The organism is Methylobacter sp., from assembly GCF_030680395.1.
GTDB lineage: Bacteria > Pseudomonadota > Gammaproteobacteria > Methylococcales > Methylomonadaceae > Methylobacter_A.
Genome location: NZ_JAUXVR010000009.1, coordinates 193,101 through 209,292 on the forward strand (window position 1 = coordinate 193,101; position 16,192 = coordinate 209,292).

14 protein-coding genes are annotated in these 16,192 nt (G+C 45.2%); 6 read left to right on the forward strand and 8 right to left on the reverse strand.

Annotated features, from left to right (window positions below):
- Positions 1-24: 24 nt before the first annotated feature.
- From Q8L79_RS05885 to Q8L79_RS05915, 7 genes are all read right to left on the reverse strand, one after another.
- Positions 25-513, reverse strand: a complete 489-nt coding sequence (locus Q8L79_RS05885) for a hypothetical protein (RefSeq protein ID WP_305268910.1) — start codon at positions 511-513, stop codon at positions 25-27.
- A gap of 18 nt (positions 514-531) precedes the next feature.
- Complete coding sequence (locus Q8L79_RS05890; RefSeq protein WP_305268912.1) at positions 532-1,224, reverse strand: C39 family peptidase; 693 nt, start codon at positions 1,222-1,224, stop codon at positions 532-534.
- Between the two features lie 25 nt (positions 1,225-1,249).
- The gene (locus tag Q8L79_RS05895; RefSeq protein WP_305268914.1) at positions 1,250-1,621 is read right to left on the reverse strand and encodes a hypothetical protein; all 372 of its coding nucleotides are present in this window, start codon (positions 1,619-1,621) and stop codon (positions 1,250-1,252) included.
- Positions 1,622-1,724: 103 nt separating this feature from the next.
- Positions 1,725-2,816, reverse strand: coding sequence for a hypothetical protein (locus tag Q8L79_RS05900; protein WP_305268916.1), 1,092 nt, complete (start codon positions 2,814-2,816; stop codon positions 1,725-1,727).
- A 948-nt stretch (positions 2,817-3,764) separates the two neighbouring features.
- Positions 3,765-4,679 (reverse strand): hypothetical protein, encoded by a 915-nt coding sequence (locus tag Q8L79_RS05905; protein WP_305268917.1) that lies wholly within the window; start codon positions 4,677-4,679, stop codon positions 3,765-3,767.
- Between the two features lie 133 nt (positions 4,680-4,812).
- Positions 4,813-5,781, reverse strand: a complete 969-nt coding sequence (locus Q8L79_RS05910) for a PDC sensor domain-containing protein (RefSeq protein ID WP_305268919.1) — start codon at positions 5,779-5,781, stop codon at positions 4,813-4,815.
- A 316-nt stretch (positions 5,782-6,097) separates the two neighbouring features.
- Positions 6,098-6,370, reverse strand: a complete 273-nt coding sequence (locus Q8L79_RS05915; protein WP_305268921.1) for a hypothetical protein — start codon at positions 6,368-6,370, stop codon at positions 6,098-6,100.
- Here Q8L79_RS05915 and Q8L79_RS05920 point away from each other — a divergent pair.
- Together Q8L79_RS05920 and Q8L79_RS05925 are read left to right on the forward strand one after the other, a co-directional pair.
- The gene (locus tag Q8L79_RS05920; protein ID WP_305268923.1) at positions 6,359-7,648 is read left to right on the forward strand and encodes an EAL domain-containing protein; all 1,290 of its coding nucleotides are present in this window, start codon (positions 6,359-6,361) and stop codon (positions 7,646-7,648) included. The genes Q8L79_RS05915 and Q8L79_RS05920 overlap by 12 nt on opposite strands.
- A 274-nt stretch (positions 7,649-7,922) precedes the next feature.
- Positions 7,923-8,312: a DUF2721 domain-containing protein gene (locus tag Q8L79_RS05925; protein WP_305268925.1), complete on the forward strand. Its 390-nt coding sequence runs from the start codon at positions 7,923-7,925 to the stop codon at positions 8,310-8,312.
- Between the two features lie 55 nt (positions 8,313-8,367).
- Here the strand turns inward: Q8L79_RS05925 and Q8L79_RS05930 are convergent, their stop codons facing one another.
- Entirely contained in the window at positions 8,368-9,285 is a 918-nt protein-coding gene (locus Q8L79_RS05930) for a GAF domain-containing protein (RefSeq protein ID WP_305268928.1), read from the reverse strand.
- A gap of 898 nt (positions 9,286-10,183) precedes the next feature.
- Here Q8L79_RS05930 and Q8L79_RS05935 point away from each other — a divergent pair.
- The 4 genes from Q8L79_RS05935 (at position 10,184) to Q8L79_RS05950 (ending at position 16,186) form a co-directional block, all read left to right on the forward strand.
- Complete coding sequence (locus tag Q8L79_RS05935) at positions 10,184-12,424, forward strand: methyl-accepting chemotaxis protein (protein ID WP_305268930.1); 2,241 nt, start codon at positions 10,184-10,186, stop codon at positions 12,422-12,424.
- Between the two features lie 850 nt (positions 12,425-13,274).
- Positions 13,275-14,675, forward strand: coding sequence for a CmpA/NrtA family ABC transporter substrate-binding protein (locus tag Q8L79_RS05940; RefSeq protein ID WP_305268933.1), 1,401 nt, complete (start codon positions 13,275-13,277; stop codon positions 14,673-14,675).
- A gap of 75 nt (positions 14,676-14,750) precedes the next feature.
- Positions 14,751-15,104 (forward strand): cupin domain-containing protein, encoded by a 354-nt coding sequence (locus tag Q8L79_RS05945; RefSeq protein WP_305268935.1) that lies wholly within the window; start codon positions 14,751-14,753, stop codon positions 15,102-15,104.
- A gap of 65 nt (positions 15,105-15,169) precedes the next feature.
- Positions 15,170-16,186, forward strand: coding sequence for an ABC transporter permease (locus Q8L79_RS05950; protein WP_305268937.1), 1,017 nt, complete (start codon positions 15,170-15,172; stop codon positions 16,184-16,186).
- The last annotated feature ends 6 nt before the right edge of the window (positions 16,187-16,192 follow it).

Genomic DNA, 16,192 nt, shown 5'->3' on the forward strand with positions numbered 1-16,192 from the left:
GATCACTGCACGCCTTATAATTGATTAATGCACATTGGGCACGATCAGGTTATTAAAAACCGCGCCATTATCATTTAAATCTAAACCTTTTAAGTGACTAATCGCTATATTAATATCGGTAACAGTTCTAATAACCTGATTATCAACGTTATTCTGAATAACAGAACCCAACCCCGACATTCCCAAATCCGGAGCTTGATTCAGGACTCCGTTCTGAAACAATGAAGCATTCTCCGGTAATTGGAAAAATGAGGAATAAACTACAGCGCCATTCAAAGAAGTGATTCTCTCCAGGTTAAAATCGATGTTTGTCCCATTTGGAAGTACAAACCCGCCTCTTAGTTGATCCAACTCGTTGTCAGACGCACGATGCCAATTATCAAATCGTTGGGCGGCCATGTTTGACATTTCATCCGCTAATACCTGACAAGTGAAGCAGGAACCGCCAAAAGCAGCTATCCATAGCGCAATCTTCATGAGTTTTTGGCAGTCGTTAAATTTATATGTTTTCACGTTAAACACTCCGCTTGATTAAAAATCCCAACGTCCGGGTTGCAACATATTAAACAGACCTAAACTGGCCCGATCGACAGCGGAACCCAATGGCGCTTTGACCCGAAGCACCCACTCTTGCTGATCTTGAAAATGTTTTGCTGCTATATCCTGTTTGTCATGAATTAGAAATAAAATGCGGTTTTCCCACATTGCTTCAAACTCATCGCGGGGCATTGCCTTTATGCCTACAGCGGGATCTCCTACCAAAACTTCCTGCTCATTAAGTCCTTTAATAATAACGAAATGTAAGTAACCGTTATTATTGATAATAGTGATTGCAGGTACATTGGCGGTAATCAATTGATCTAACTTGATCTTGAATCCGTCGGAGCGATAGCCCCGTCTTTCCAGATAAAGTTTAATATCCAGTAATGAAAATCCCTGTTTTTGAATCTTTTGCTGATCGCCATTTTGATACATATCAACAAATACACTTTGTTCGTCTACGACATCGTCATAGTGATAGGTAAGCAGACTGGCCAAAGTTGCCGAGCCGCAACTGAAATCGTACTGCTGCTTGTATACAGTTTTAAATCGACGCTCTGAAAAAGTCGTGACAGGGACGTCATAATTACCGGCACCCGCTATACCGTTAAAATTCAGAGAACCTGCATTGCTACAAAATGCGGGTAGTATGAGAAGAACACATTTAACAAAAAATCGTATCATGTCGCACTTCCACTAAATAAAATTATTAAGGTACGATCGTTACATTCACGATAGTCGAATCCTGAATGATGACGTTGTTACCGCTGTTTTGAATAACACTGGTAATGCCGCTTGCCTGCGCAAATGAACCGTGATCGATAACGTTGTAACCGTTGACGTTATTATTTGCTTGATTGCCACTGAGTGTAGCTCGCACATTCATGTTATTAAGAATTGTCGTATCGACACCTTCACGGCCCCGGGCATTATCCAATTCATCCAACAATACTGTTTCAGTTGAAGAAAAAAGCAATTTGTCCTGATCTTGAGCAAGATCAGCTTTTGCCGCCTGACTTTGCATAATAACGACAAGTAAAGTTAAAAAGCCGCCCTTTAAAATCTTTAAAATCGTTCCCATAGCGTCCTCCTTATATATTTGATGATATGCAGTTAAAAACCGGAGAGCGATTACTCGCTCGCCGGCAAAGATCATCAACTACAATTGATTAACTTATGAACATTTAAGGAGCTACAGTTGGTTGATTAACATTTACGTTGCCTTGAAAAGATACCTGTTGCTGCGCCAGAGAATTATGACCAAGGTTTTGAACGTTTTGATTAATACCCGCGCTGCCGTTGAAAGTATTATCCATATTGTTATTGGCTGCATAGGAAGTGCGCGTATGTGGTACATCACCGCCAAAGCTGACTGCTGCACCTGTTACAGTGCCTGACAAAGATGACTCATTCACCTTGTAGTCGGTAGCAATATTGCCGTTCTTGGATACTGCAGCAGCGTTTCCAATCGCAGTTAATACGCTGTTGTCAGAGTTATTGGTGTTGTCCGTAGTTGCGACACCATTACCCGTAGCCGCTGCTGATCCGGTTCCATTTGAATATGCCTGACTATTGTCATTAGTTGCAGATGCAGTGCTGCCATTATTAGCGGCTGCAGAGCCTTGAGCGCTAGCACTAGCCAAGCTGTTATCAGAGCGATCCGAAGTAGCAGTACTACCGTTATTAGCCGCCGCATCGTTTGCAGTAGCATAGCTTTGGTCAGAATGATCTGAACGATCTGACGTAGCGGTGCTACCGTTATTAGCCGCAGCATCCGCTGCAGAAGCTGAGCTATTATCCGTAGCTGAGTTATCGGAGCTATCAGGTGTATTAATGCTGTTATCCGTAGTTGAGTTGTCAGAGCTATCGGATGTATTAATACTGTTATCCGTAGTTGAGTTGTCAGAGCTATCAGGCGTATTAATGCTGTTATCCGTAGCTGAATTGTCAGAGCTATCGGATGTATTAACACTATTATCCGTAGCTGAGTTATCGGAGCTGTCGGATGTATCAATACTGTTATCCGTAGCTGAGTTATCAGAGCTATCGGACGTATTAACACTGTTATCCGTAGCAGTTGAGTTGTAACTGTCACTAATAGCAGATGAAGCTTCATTTGCGGCTGTACCAGCCCCATTCTGGTCGCTGTTTGCTGTCGCAGTCTGTTTATAAGCGGAATCAGTCGCAGTATTAGTAGGATTTGCCCAAGCACTAGAAGCTGAGCCCAATGCAAGAAGAATACTCGCCGTTAATATTTTTTTATTAAATTGTTTCATTGTTATTACTCCATGAATATATTTAAAAAATATAATCAGATGCCGTTCAATAAAAATATCTGATGAGGATGTAACAACCGCCTATCTCTCTATTTCGGAGAGTTAACCCAGCCATCACAAAAACAGTATCCTTAACTCATCCTTAAATTTCCATAGAGACAATATCAATAAATCATTAAATATCAGCAATATACGCATAATCACCTAGATAATCGAATGTATATTTAAGAGAAGCACTGAAAATTCAATGCTTCGACAAAGTCAACACGAACGGAGGATGTTATCGGTGGCTCCCCATCCATGCGGTAGCTAAATTAGTACGCGATATGCAGACGAACATTATTCGATCTGCGTCGGTTTGCGTAACTGATATTACGCAAGTCAGAGAAAATTTCTTAACTATTGCTAATATCAGTAAGTAATATCCTGCTTAAAAAATTGACGACATATCTAACGTCATACATCAACGGCTCTGATTGGCCGCCGCGCCTTTGCCTCATCGCCTAAACTACGTTGCTTAATGAAACTTTCGATAGACAGGATTCTTTAATTCGCAGGGATTTACAGGGAATGTTGTCGGAAGCGCGGAAATGGGTCGTCGACTCACCCGCCAAAACAGAAATCATTGCTTTGCACTGAGCGTACGTAAAACCCTGCTGGAAAGTTCTGATTACTACAAATCAATTAAACTTTGATAGTGAATGCGGCCATCGCATTAACAACCGCTTTAAAATAAAGAGGAGCGTTTAAAAAACCAAACGCACATTCACAATCGGGAGTGACCGGGTCTTGACCGGCATTAGCCGGAAAATTGCAGACGCGCCATTTCTATCATTACGATAAAAACGGCGCGGTCAATGGAGAATCAGGTTAAACCTGAAATGTAAATACCACCGATAGTCGGTGATTTGTTTGTCTAAACCGTTACGAACTGACTGCCCGCAATTCCTAACTACGGTATTTTTTTACCCAATCTTTAACAACAGGCCAGCCGCGCGTTAACCATTGCTCGGTCACAAAAGCCGCTGACCGTTTAACCTGTTTAGCCAGCGCTTTGCTGTAAAACCATACCTTATCGGCAACCGACACTGCCGAGCTATCGCGCCACTGTAAATACCGCGAACCCAAGCCATTAATAAATATAGGTTTAAAAAACCACATTTCCAAAAGAGAAGTCACCCACATAAACAAGAATGAAACAGCCATGCCCATACCGGCAAGAATAACCAGCCAGGCAAACATCGGATGAATTTTAGTCAGCCACCATGACAATATATCGGCAATCAGAAACACATAGGGCATGCCGATAGCAATACACTTATATTGTGTTGTCGTGGTTTCCGCAAAACTGAAAATGAGCCCTACAAACATGAAAATGAAACTGATCCCGAACAAATGAATATGTGAAACGCGAATTAACGAGCTGAACGTAGCACCTGTATCTTGCGTCGACAAGGCTTTTAGCGAGTCGAAATTGGTAAAATCCGGTATACCGGATGCGTCTTTGTTATGGCACATCACACAACGGCTCTCAATTATTTTGTCGACACCGTCATTTTTATAATCATCAATATCTGCGCCTTCTCTGACCCATTCCATGATCTTAAATCGCTCCTGTTCCGGCGCCTTATCCTTCATCGAACCATTCAGTTTCTGCTCCAAAACCGTGCCTGAACGGTTACCGTAGTAACTGTAAACAATATCATCAACAGACAAGCCGAATTTTCCGTCCGCCATACCATGCGTAAACAATATTTGGATTAATGCGAAAAGATAACCTATGCCAACCGTACACAAATAACCGGTAAACAGTACCTTGACAGGAGTATCGTGATCTTTTAGGGGAATGTATTTTGTTGTCATAATGTCAATTGATAATGTGTTGTGTTTCAGGCTCAATCATGAACCCATGATTTCATGTCTGGCGCGTAGCACCCGTTAATGACCGAACTGCAAGATTATACGTTGTCTTGATTACGTTATTATTGCCGCTCTATCAACCCGACTTCTGCTTATCGCGATTATTCAACAGCATTCCCTCTGCCTTGCTGCCCAAATAAACGTAAATTCCCAGCGACACCAACAGCAACGCTACCGCAATAATAATCCAGACCGCTTCAATAATATGTTCGCTATCACTCTTTAACGCGAACTTAAAGATCATCAGCAACGATTCGATGGACACGGCGATAATAATTACCGAAATAAAACGAGTAATCGTCCGCCGGGTTGAGCTATGCCTGAGTACATCCTTATATAACAGCACCTCTTCCTCCAGCGTTGTTTTGCCCAAATCAAAAATCGCCAGACTCAAGGTCAGATAAATAACGACACTCAACGGCATTTCCAACCGCTTTTCGGGAGTCATCATTGAATAGATCACGTCCAAGCCCTCAATTCCGGCCTCGTAAAGCAGCATCAACGCAACAGTAAACAAACCCAGTACAATCAAGGTATACATGGTTTTAAAATAAGGTTCGAAATGAATGCGCCGATTATCGCCGGTTAATATTGCCAGCATGGAACCAAGATCGATATCCAGCACAACGATACCTTTTGCCGAAACGTCATCATTACTGATTTTCATACTGGCGGACAAGCATAACTCCCGTCTGACACTGGACAAATAAGGCTCGGTTACCACGACGCCATCGGCTTTCATCGCGGCCGAATAATAGGGCCGGTTGCTGCGGTCTGCATCCATGCCGATTTTGGGGTGATGCTTAAAATGGCTGCCCGGCACATTCAGGCAGATTTGCCTGCCTTTTACATCAAGCAGGTAAAGCAGGCTTACAAACGGGTAATAAGCACACAGAGAATTGAGCAACTCGGTAAGTTCCTCGTGACTTTTCTCAAACATTTTTTCATCGGCAAAGCAGCTCAAAATCGAAGAAAGAAGGTTATGAATAGCTACGCGATGCTCCTCGTATTTTTCAATAACATTGATATGACTCATTTTAGACATGCTCTGGATCCTGAGAGTTCATGATAACTATCATGTTCCAGCAGGTTTTATGCCAGATAGCCAAAACAGTCGACTAACGCTCCTGTATGCCACATTACACATCAAAAGAACCTGATTGGTGCAGTGCGCAGGAAAATCGCACCCATTAGGTGCGCCCCCTTAAGAGACCAGACTATCCTTGTTACATAAAAGATAACGCATAACTACTTATATTTATTAAATAATTAACATAAATAATTTATATAAAAATCTTGGCACAACGATTGCAGTTCAACACTATAGAGACTCCAATGGCGGAGCACACAGGAATTCCGGTTTAATGGCGAACCATATTGGCAAAGGCGTCTACTAAACGGAATGCATTGAGCATTCCGTTGGGAGACGTTTTTTTTTGTCTGATCCAAGACGATTTCCAGGGATAAATACCCTGTGTAAATAAATCAAGACGAAGTTGAAGAGTGGAAACGGGTAGATCAATTAAGACGATATTTACCACACAACCAAAACTGGCGATGAACAGCAATATAGTAATCGGGGAAATCGCAAAAACTGTTATTTCCATGGCTGAACTCACTAAATGAATACCCATATTATGAATCCTGAAAAAAAACTATTCTCTTATTTTGGGCCTATTATTAGCACTGTCAGCGGCTCTATCTGCAGCCATAAAGCATTAGCCAAACAACGCCAATCCATGAGCCCGGAAAAAAAACTATTTCCTTATTTTCAACCTATTATTGGCGCTGCCAGCGGCACCATCATCGGTTATGAAGCATTAGCCCGGCAACATGACGCAAAGGGTCGGATTATTTCAGCCGGTGAATTATTCTCTTCGACCGACATTGCCACCGACCAGCTGATAGCATGGGATCGCATGGTTCGGCGTCAGGCTTTGGAGCAATTCAGCCGATCAAATTACAAGGGCTATTTAACCATCAATATTTCAGCGGCATGGATCGACCAGATTGCCGACTTTAAATCATTACCGACACTGCTAATGCTGGATGAGTTTAATGTTGACAGAAACCGCGTTATTATTGAAATAACCGAATCAAAAGGCGACCTGGACAAACTGGTTGAAATTGCCAGACTGTATCGCCAACACGGTTTGAAAATAGCAATTGATGATTTTGGCGCCGGTTTTTCTCAGCTGGAAAGAGTCATGGCTATACAACCCGATATCATCAAACTGGACATGCAATTGTTCCAGAGCGCGGCAAAAGGCGGTATCGCCAGCGATGTCGTGCATTTGATATCGCGTCTGGCGAAACGCACCGGTTGCCGTATCGTTTGCGAAGGCGTGGAAACCGTTGAAGACTTCCACTTCGGTTTAAGCTGCGGCGCCCAATATATGCAAGGCTATCTGTTTTCGCCCGCCACAGCGGAATTTAAAGAACCGCTGCATTATCAAAAACAAATCAGCACACTCAGAAAGACTTTCCTGAAAAAGACCCTCGCCAAAGAAGAACACAAGATACAGTTTATCGCCAATATTAAGGGCTTGATCGAACTCCTGAAAAAAGCCCTGGAAAGCGACTTCAACCTCAAAAAATTATCGGCGCACCCGTTTGAAAAAAGCGGCATTTTACGATTCTATTTATGCAATAACGAAGGCGACCAAATCTCATCGAATTTTAATTTTGCCGATAGCAATTGGTTCGAGGACCCCGCTCAAATTGGCTTTAACTGGGCATGGCGACCTTATTTTTATCAATTGCTGGCGCTTGAGTCGGCAAAAGACAGTTACCGCTTGGTCACTTCGGAACGCTATCGGGATTTTAACAGCGATATGCTTTGCAAAACCCTATCGCTTAGACTGGACGAGGAGCGTATTTTATTAATCGATATTGCCGCCGAGTGGCTATGATCTTCAGGGCAATTTAATCGCCCCTCACTTTCGGACGCTCCTATAGGCATAATCGACACATAACGATTGAACATAAAAGGCTTGCACACCAAACCGGTACTGGCATCAATCGGCTTATACAGATCAATGAAATTGCTGAAAGAAGAGGTGTCGGCAAAAATTGACAGTTACACCCCGCTGCTAATGACGCATGGAAAGCGCTTTAATGCCTATTGATTAACTAAAAGCAGTAAAATTAAACTTTTTTACTGCGCCTTATTCTTGATAAATAGCCATGGACATCACCATCACCACACCTGCCCTGTTATTTCCCGCCATTTCGGTTTTGTTTTTGGCCTATTCCAACCGTTTTCTGGCGATTGCCAGCCGGATTAGAGAGCAGCACAACCTGTTTAATAAAACCCACAGTCCGGTTGCCAAAAAGCAGATCGACAGCTTAAGGCTCCGCATCCGCTTTATTGTGGCGATGCAAGTGCTGGGAGTCGTTGGCATTATCTGCTGCACCCTGGCTATGGGGCTGATTTTTTACGGCTTGCAATATTACGGCAACATTACTTTCGGCTTCAGCATGGTATTTATTGTTTTATCGTTGTTAGCCTCAATAAGCGAGTTATTGCTTTCAACAAAAGCGCTCAATATCGAGCTGGAAGATATGGAAGAATAGCCCACCATTTTAGGCTATTCTTTTTGCACCGATTTGAGGCGGATACAGCGGTCGACTAAAACAGAAAAGTGACTACCGCTTTCAACTTTCCGCCATCAATGACAGGCATTGCAAGCATGGAACTCAAGCGTCCCTCTACAAGGGCAACTTCCGAGTTATTTCGGATGGCAGGAACGCCGGTTAGCCACACTCTGCCCAATATACCCTCGCCTTTGCGTACCGAGATGGTTTCAAACATTTCTGCCAGCTCATCGTTTTGTTTACTGTATCCTGACTGGCACACCAGCCGCTGACCGCTTTCGTCCGGCACCCATATCTGTATGCGTTTGGCAATTGGCGTAGCCTTAGCCGACAGAAATGTCATGATATAAACCTGATTCGCAACAACTGAAACCGGGATACCCAGCGCCGTCGTTATCCCGGCTTTTCTGGCATCCGGGCTTCTGATAAAAGCAGGGGCTTGGCCCAGGTCCTCTATGAGCACGGGCATGCCTGTTGCCCATACCTGTCCGGGCAAACCGGAACCCTTGATGAAGCTCATCCTTCTGGATATGCTTTCAAAGGCATCCAGCGTACTGTAATACCCGTCAATAACCGTCAGCTCAGTATTTTTCTCCAAACTGTTGCTCCACACTTCTATAGCGCCGGCATGATGCTGATCGTCTCCACACAAAAAAACCACCACGGCCATTATAAATTCACCTGAAAACACAGGTATGGCAATACCGCTGGTTAAACCTGCCTTTTTGGCCGATTTTGTCCGCTTAAAATAAGAATGATCAAATTCCGTTAATATGACAGGATGACCTGCGGCCCAGGCTTTACCGGGCAAACCTTCATCATACGCGAAGGATTCTTTTTCACTGGCGACTCTGAATTCATTTAAAGCGCCATACAGTCCTGCGCTAAATCCCAAGCGGGTACGCTCTTTTGTAGGCACCCATATTTCCGTTACCTTAATAAATGTTTTCATATCAAGGCGTTTTCTTTATACAAGAACGCAGCTTATGCGTAGCTGATCGACGTTCTTCATATTTTTCAAAAATATTAAGATAATTTATCTTGGACATAACCAGAATACCTGAGAATTAATAATGACTATCCAATGTATAAGCAGATTCTATGCCGGATTGGAGAAATGGTCCGGATGGCTGAAACGAGCACTCCATGCGATGCTCTGCACGCGGCATAATCCACAGGGATGTGGTGAAAGCTTCCGCTCTCCGGCAACGCAGGAGCAATTACCGAGGAGCGAATATCTACCCATGCCATCGTAAGCGCCTAATTTTGGTGCGGCCACTTCTATAATGCACATCAAGAGAACTTAATTGGTGCGGCACATAGCAGGATTGCACTCATTCGATGCGTTATTTTCAGAAACTCAACTATCCTTGCCACCCAAAAGACAATTGATAACTAATTGTAATTATTAAAAAATATCCGTATAAAAAACAATATGACCATTTTGGCACAACGCTTGCGTTAAACACTATAGAAGCCCCAATAGCGGGGCACTAAAAATCCTGGTTTAACGGCGAACCATGCTGACAAAGGCGTCAACAGACTGAATGCATGCATGGCATTTAGCTTGGGGGCGTTTTTTTTTGTCCATTTAAGGGCAAAAACCTGACATGAATTAATAAACGGACGCGCCTTATATAGGCTGTTACTGTTAAACAGCCATGATTTTGAACGTTCGCAGCAATTTAAGCATCCGTTACATTTTAGGCGTCAATACCTCCTGAGATTTAACATAGCCGGCGCATAACAATCGTAACAGCCTTATGACCGGCCGGCCGGAATATGGATCTAATCGAAACATTGACTATTTAACAATCCCAATCATAAATATAGAAACAGGAGATTGCATCATGCTAAATAACTTGAAAGACTTTGGACAGTTAACGATCAAAATGCGTTTTACGATAATTGTCAGCACTTTGGTCATCGGTTTTTCGCTGTTCGGCTTTGCAACATTCAAGGCCATGAATACCGTTAATGTTAATGGCCCCATTTACCAACGCATTGTCCAGAGTAAAGATATTATTGCCGATGTTCTGCCGCCGCCTGAATATATCATCGAATCTTATCTGGTGGCGCTGCAATTAAGCCAAGCCGTCGACCCTGCCGAAATCAGCGCATTAGTAACACGTTTCCGAACACTAAAAACGGAATTCGAGTCCCGTCATCATTATTGGTCGGAGCAGTCTTTGGAGCAGGAACTTCAGGTTTCTTTACTTGACCGCTCTTACCGGGCGGCGCAAACCTTTTATAACGAAGCCGGTCAGCATTTTCTGCCGAGCATCCAGGCGGGCGACCGCGACGGTTCATCGGCAAGTCTGGTGCAAATGCGCCGCGCTTATGAAGACCATCGCGGCGCCATTGATGACGTAGTGAAACATACAACAGCCCGCAACATAGAAGATGAATCACAGGCACGAAATACAATACAGGAGTACAAAATCTTCCTGGCCGGTATTTTCGTATTCAGTGTTGCTATGGCCATAGTATTGACCGTATTGATCAGTCGCGGCATTTTACGCTCACTCAAAACCGCCCAACAGATAGGAGCAGCGATCGCCGCCGGCAACCTGAATTCCAACATTGATATCCATCAAAAAGATGAGATAGGAGACCTGTTACGCTCCATGAAAGCCATACAGGATCCTATCAACACCTTCGTTACCGACCTGGACAATATGGCGCAAAAGCATTCTGAAGGCTGGGTCAAAGAACAGCTCGATGCTTCAAAGTTTTCCGGTATTTATGGCAAAATGGCGCACGAAGTTAATGAGTTGATTCAATCGCGCATCGCTATAAACAGAAGGCTGATCAGTATCGTCAACCAGTATGCAAAAGGTGACTTTTCTATTGATATGGATATTCTGCCGGGCGAAACAATTGCCATTACCAATATTATGGACAATGCAAAAAAGACCTTCCTGGCAGTTAACAACGAAATCAAGATACTCATAGAAGCCGGCGCTCAAGGCGATTTCTCAAAGCGTAGCGATCCGGATAAATTTGAGTTCATGTTCAAAGGCATTTTGACTAATCTCAATAACCTGATGGAAACCTGCGATGTCGGCTTCAACGATGTGCTGCATGTCGCTGATGCCTTGGCTCAAGGTGACTTAACCCAAACTATCGACAAAGACTATCCAGGCACTTTTGGTGAAGTGATTGTCGGCATGAATAGTATTGTAGAAAACCTCAAAGGCCTGGTAAGTAACATCAAAGACTCCACCGACAGCATTAGCACAGCCTCCAAAGAAATCGCCGCAGGCAACAATGACTTGTCTCATCGCACCGAGGAGCAAGCCGCCAGCCTGGAACAAACCGCCGCCAGCATGGAAGAACTGACCTCCGCCGTACAGCATAATGCCACCAACGCCCAACAGGCCAACCGGCTCGCCGTCGACGCCTCCGACATCGCGGGCAAAGGCGTAGAAGTGGTCGGCCAAGTCGTCGTAACCATGAATGAAATCAATGAATCCTCACGTAAAATCGGGGACATTATCTCGGTGATCGATGACATCGCTTTTCAGACCAATATTCTTGCCCTCAACGCTGCGGTAGAAGCCGCCCGTGCAGGGGAACAGGGCCGGGGCTTTGCCGTGGTCGCCGTGGAAGTGCGCAATCTTGCGCAACGCGCCGCGACGGCCGCAGGGGAAATCAAACACCTGATTCATGATTCGGTGGACAAAGTATCGGGAGGCAGCAAATTGGTTGCCCAAGCGGGACTGACGATGGAAGAAATCGTCGCCTCCGTCCGCGGCGTTACCGACATGATGGCCGAAATCACCGCCGCCTCCGCAGAACAAAGCTCCGGCATTGAGCAGGTTAATCAAGCCATTGCTCAAATGGATGACGTAACCCAACAAAATGCCGCCCTGGTAGAACAAGCCGCAGCGGCAGCGGAATCGCTGGAAGAACAAGCGCAAAACCTGGTGATCACCGTGAGCAGCTTTACAGTGGCTGGTAGCTCAGGTAATTCAAACAGCTATTTTCATATGCCGGCCGCGAAAAAAGAAACAACACGATCCGCAACAAACGCCGTTAAGAAGTTACAGTTACAACTTGCTGATAATGATGATTGGGATGAGTTTTAAGCCTTGCTTATTATTTGAAAATGATAAAACCGGATCTTATTTTGCGGCATATTGACCTGATAAGCCCTTATAAATAGGCATGCACACCACACCTGCCCTGTTATTTCCCGCCATTTCGGTTTAAGCGGGTTCCCAAGCTCCAGCTCTCGTTTTTATACACATCTCGACGTAGGCCGGAATAAGCTGGTTCGAGTGACAGCGAGAACTGGCGTTTCCGGCAAACACTTCCCGAACTCGCCGAAAACGCCAGCTCACGCTACGCGCTGCCTTGTTATTTCCCGCCATTTCGGTTTAAGCGGATTCCCAAGCTCCAGCTCTCGTCTTTATACCCATCTCGACATAGGCCGGAATAAGGCTGTCCGTAGATACCTATAGCTATGGGGCTGATTTTTTTACGGCTTGCAACATTACGGCAACATTACTTTCGGCTTCAGCATGGTGTTTATTGTTTTACCGTTGTTAGCCTCAATAAGCGAGTTGTTGCTTTCAACAAAAGCGCTCGACATCGAACTGGAAGATATGGAGGCGCATGAGTCATAGTTGGTGCAAATTAACAGGTGAATGCACAAAATTGATGCATTGCAGATATAAACCCATTTCACCTTATCCTGCCCAATACACGCCATAAGCCCTTATATTCATTAACTTAAGCTCACGAAATAAGCATTTTAAAAATTTGGCACAACGATTGCTTTAAACAATACAGGAGCTCCAACGACGGGGCGCCAAAAAAATATCGGTTCAATGGCGAACCACAACAGACAAAGGCGTCTACCAGACTGAATGCATTACGTATTCCGTTAGGTGACGCTTTTTTTTTGCTGATTTTTTCAAACCTGCTGAGGTCAATATGAAACAAACCGGACGATTTACTATCAAAAAACTGGTTACAGCACTGGTTGCTGTGGCTGCGGTATCAACCTTTTCCTTTGCAACCAGTGCCTACGCAGCTGAAAAGCTGGAAAAAGAAAGCTTAAAACTCGGTTTTATCAAACTGACCGATATGGCGCCCTTGGCGGTTGCCTTTGAAAAGGGCTATTTCGAAGATGAAGGCCTCTCCGTGCAAGTAGAAGCACAAGCCAACTGGAAAGTGTTATTAGACCGTGTCGTCAGCGGCGAACTGGACGGCGCGCACATGCTGGCAACCCTGCCCTTTGGTACCGCCATCGGCTATGGCACCAAAGCCGACATTATCAGCGCCTTTACCCTGACCTTGAACGGCGATGCGATTACCGTATCTAATGATGTTTGGAATCAAATGAAGCCGCAGATTCCGGTAAAAGACGGCAAACTGGTGCATCCGGTTAAAGCGGATACCTTGAAGCCAGTGCTGGAAAAATACAAAAGTGCGGGCAAACCTTTCAATATGGCGATGACCTTTCCGGTCGGCACGCACAACATGAAATTACGTTACTGGCTGGCGGCCGGCGGCATTAAGCCCGGTTTTTACGCACCGCCTGAAGACACTTCCGGTCAAATTGATGCCGAAGCGATGCTGTCGGTAACGCCGCCGCCGCAAATGCCTGCCACGATGGATTCAGGCACGATTGTCGGCTACTGCGTAGGCGAACCGTGGAATCAGCAAGCGGTATTCAAAGGCATTGGCGTACCGGTAATCAGCGATTACGAACTGATGAAAAACAGCGCTGAAAAAATCTTTGGCGTGACTAAAGAATGGTCGGATAAAAACCCCAATACCCACAAAGCGGTGATAAAAGCCTTGATTCGCGCATCGATGTGGCTGGATGCTGAAAACAACAAAAATCGTAATGAAGGCGTGGAAATGTTGTCGCAAAAACAATATGTCGGCGCTGATTACGAGGTTCTTGCCAACAGCATGAACGGTACTTTTGAATATGAAAAAGGCGACAAACGCGACTTGCCCGATTTCAACGTGTTCTTCCGTCATAACGGCTCTTACCCTTATTACAGTGATGCGGTCTGGAGTCTGACTCAAATGCGCCGCTGGGGACAAATCAACGAATACAAAACCGATGCCTGGTACCTGGAAACCGCTAAAAAAGTTTATCGTCCTGATATCTACATGGCTGCGGCCAAGGCGCTGATTGCCGAAGGCAAGGCGAAAGCCAGTGATTTTCCTGCCGACAACGAAACCGGCATTAAACCACCTAGTGCAGACTTCATTGACGGCATCAGTTTCGACGCCACCAAGCCCAATGATTACCTGACTAAGTTTCCTATCGGTCTAAAAGGTAAGCAAAAAGTGGTCGGCGGCAAGATTGTCGAATAATCGCTAGATTCGCCGGTTCCCAAGCTCCGGCTTGGGAACCGGCCCGAGGTAAATGTATTTAGGGGAAAGTTAAACATGACAACGCCAAGAATATTAAACAGCATCGCATTTTTTCAACCGACTGATGACGGTGAACCAATACGTTCGGTTGTAACCCAATCTAAAGATGCTGTGGTAGTGGCTTGGTATATTCAACAGGGACAGCAAATTCCCCTGCATGTTCATCCTCAGGGACAGGATACCTGGACCGTATTAACCGGCAAAGGCCACTATTATCTGGACAATAATGGAACTACCAAACCGATTATGGCAGGCGATGTCGTCGTCGCCCATACCGGTGAAGTCCATGGGGTATTTAACGATAACCCCGAACCGTTGGCGTTTATTTCGGTTGTCTCGCCTGCTGACGCCGGATATCAACCTATTTAACAAAGCAACGATGCGTAAAACAAATGCACCCATTATTACAGTCGGTGAAAATTTAGGAGCCAAGCATGTACAATAAAATCATCAAATTTCTTAATATAACCGGGCTAACCTGGTTTGTTCCTTTCGTAAAAATAGCCGCCGGAGAAAATGCCTCGCTGCAAATCCGGCAACTTTGGCTGATTATGGGCGTGCCCATACTCGCTTTTATGATCTTCCTGGGACTTTGGAGCTTCTCCGCATCCAAGATCAACACCAGCTTGGGCGCCATCCCCGGCCCAATCGCGGTATGGCACGAAGCAGCCGGATTATTGGACGATCATTTCGCCGAACGGGCTAAAGAGTCCGAATATTACCAACGCCAGCAAGCCCGTAATGATCAGAAACACGCTGAAGATCCGGCTGCTGAAATCAAAACCCGCCCCTATAACGGCCAAGCCACCTATATGGATAAGATTTTCACCAGCCTTTACACAGTCTTTGCAGGCTTTGTGATTGCCACGCTGATCGCCATACCGCTTGGCCTGTTCTGCGGCATGAGTCCGATCTTTAACTCGGCCATCAACCCGCTGGTGCAGATTTTTAAGCCGGTATCGCCATTAGCCTGGCTGCCCATCGTCACGTTGGTGGTCAGTGCCGTCTATGCAGCCGGCGATGATGCCTGGTTTGAAAAATCCTTTCTGACTTCCGCAATTACCGTCACGCTGTGTTCGCTGTGGCCGACCCTTATCAATACCGCCGTCGGCGTGTCATCGATAGATAAGGATCTGATCAATGTCGGCAAAGTATTGCGTCTTAACTGGAGCACCCAAATCAAGAAAATCATCTTGCCGTCCGCATTGCCTTACATTTTCACAGGCATGCGTCTATCCTTGGGCGTAGGCTGGATGGTGTTAATCGCTGCGGAAATGTTGGCGCAAAATCCGGGGTTGGGCAAATTCGTCTGGGATGAGTTCCAGAACGGCAGTTCCAACTCCTTGGGCCGGATCATGGTCGCGGTATTTACCATCGGACTGATCGGCTTTGCATTGGACCGCATCATGCAGTCCTTACAAAACATATTCTCTTTCGGTAGAGCGATTTAATCAGGA

Coding starts and splice junctions, on each gene's coding strand:
- Q8L79_RS05905 (WP_305268917.1), bottom strand. CDS start 4,679: ATGACAACAAAATACATTCCCCTAAAAGATCACGATACTCCTGTCAAG.
- Q8L79_RS05940 (WP_305268933.1), top strand. CDS start 13,275: ATGAAACAAACCGGACGATTTACTATCAAAAAACTGGTTACAGCACTG.
- Q8L79_RS05925 (WP_305268925.1), top strand. CDS start 7,923: ATGGACATCACCATCACCACACCTGCCCTGTTATTTCCCGCCATTTCG.
- Q8L79_RS05950 (WP_305268937.1), top strand. CDS start 15,170: ATGTACAATAAAATCATCAAATTTCTTAATATAACCGGGCTAACCTGG.
- Q8L79_RS05945 (WP_305268935.1), top strand. CDS start 14,751: ATGACAACGCCAAGAATATTAAACAGCATCGCATTTTTTCAACCGACT.
- Q8L79_RS05930 (WP_305268928.1), bottom strand. CDS start 9,285: ATGAAAACATTTATTAAGGTAACGGAAATATGGGTGCCTACAAAAGAG.
- Q8L79_RS05920 (WP_305268923.1), top strand. CDS start 6,359: ATGAATACCCATATTATGAATCCTGAAAAAAAACTATTCTCTTATTTT.
- Q8L79_RS05890 (WP_305268912.1), bottom strand. CDS start 1,224: ATGATACGATTTTTTGTTAAATGTGTTCTTCTCATACTACCCGCATTT.
- Q8L79_RS05895 (WP_305268914.1), bottom strand. CDS start 1,621: ATGGGAACGATTTTAAAGATTTTAAAGGGCGGCTTTTTAACTTTACTT.
- Q8L79_RS05910 (WP_305268919.1), bottom strand. CDS start 5,781: ATGTCTAAAATGAGTCATATCAATGTTATTGAAAAATACGAGGAGCAT.
- Q8L79_RS05935 (WP_305268930.1), top strand. CDS start 10,184: ATGCTAAATAACTTGAAAGACTTTGGACAGTTAACGATCAAAATGCGT.
- Q8L79_RS05900 (WP_305268916.1), bottom strand. CDS start 2,816: ATGAAACAATTTAATAAAAAAATATTAACGGCGAGTATTCTTCTTGCA.
- Q8L79_RS05915 (WP_305268921.1), bottom strand. CDS start 6,370: ATGGGTATTCATTTAGTGAGTTCAGCCATGGAAATAACAGTTTTTGCG.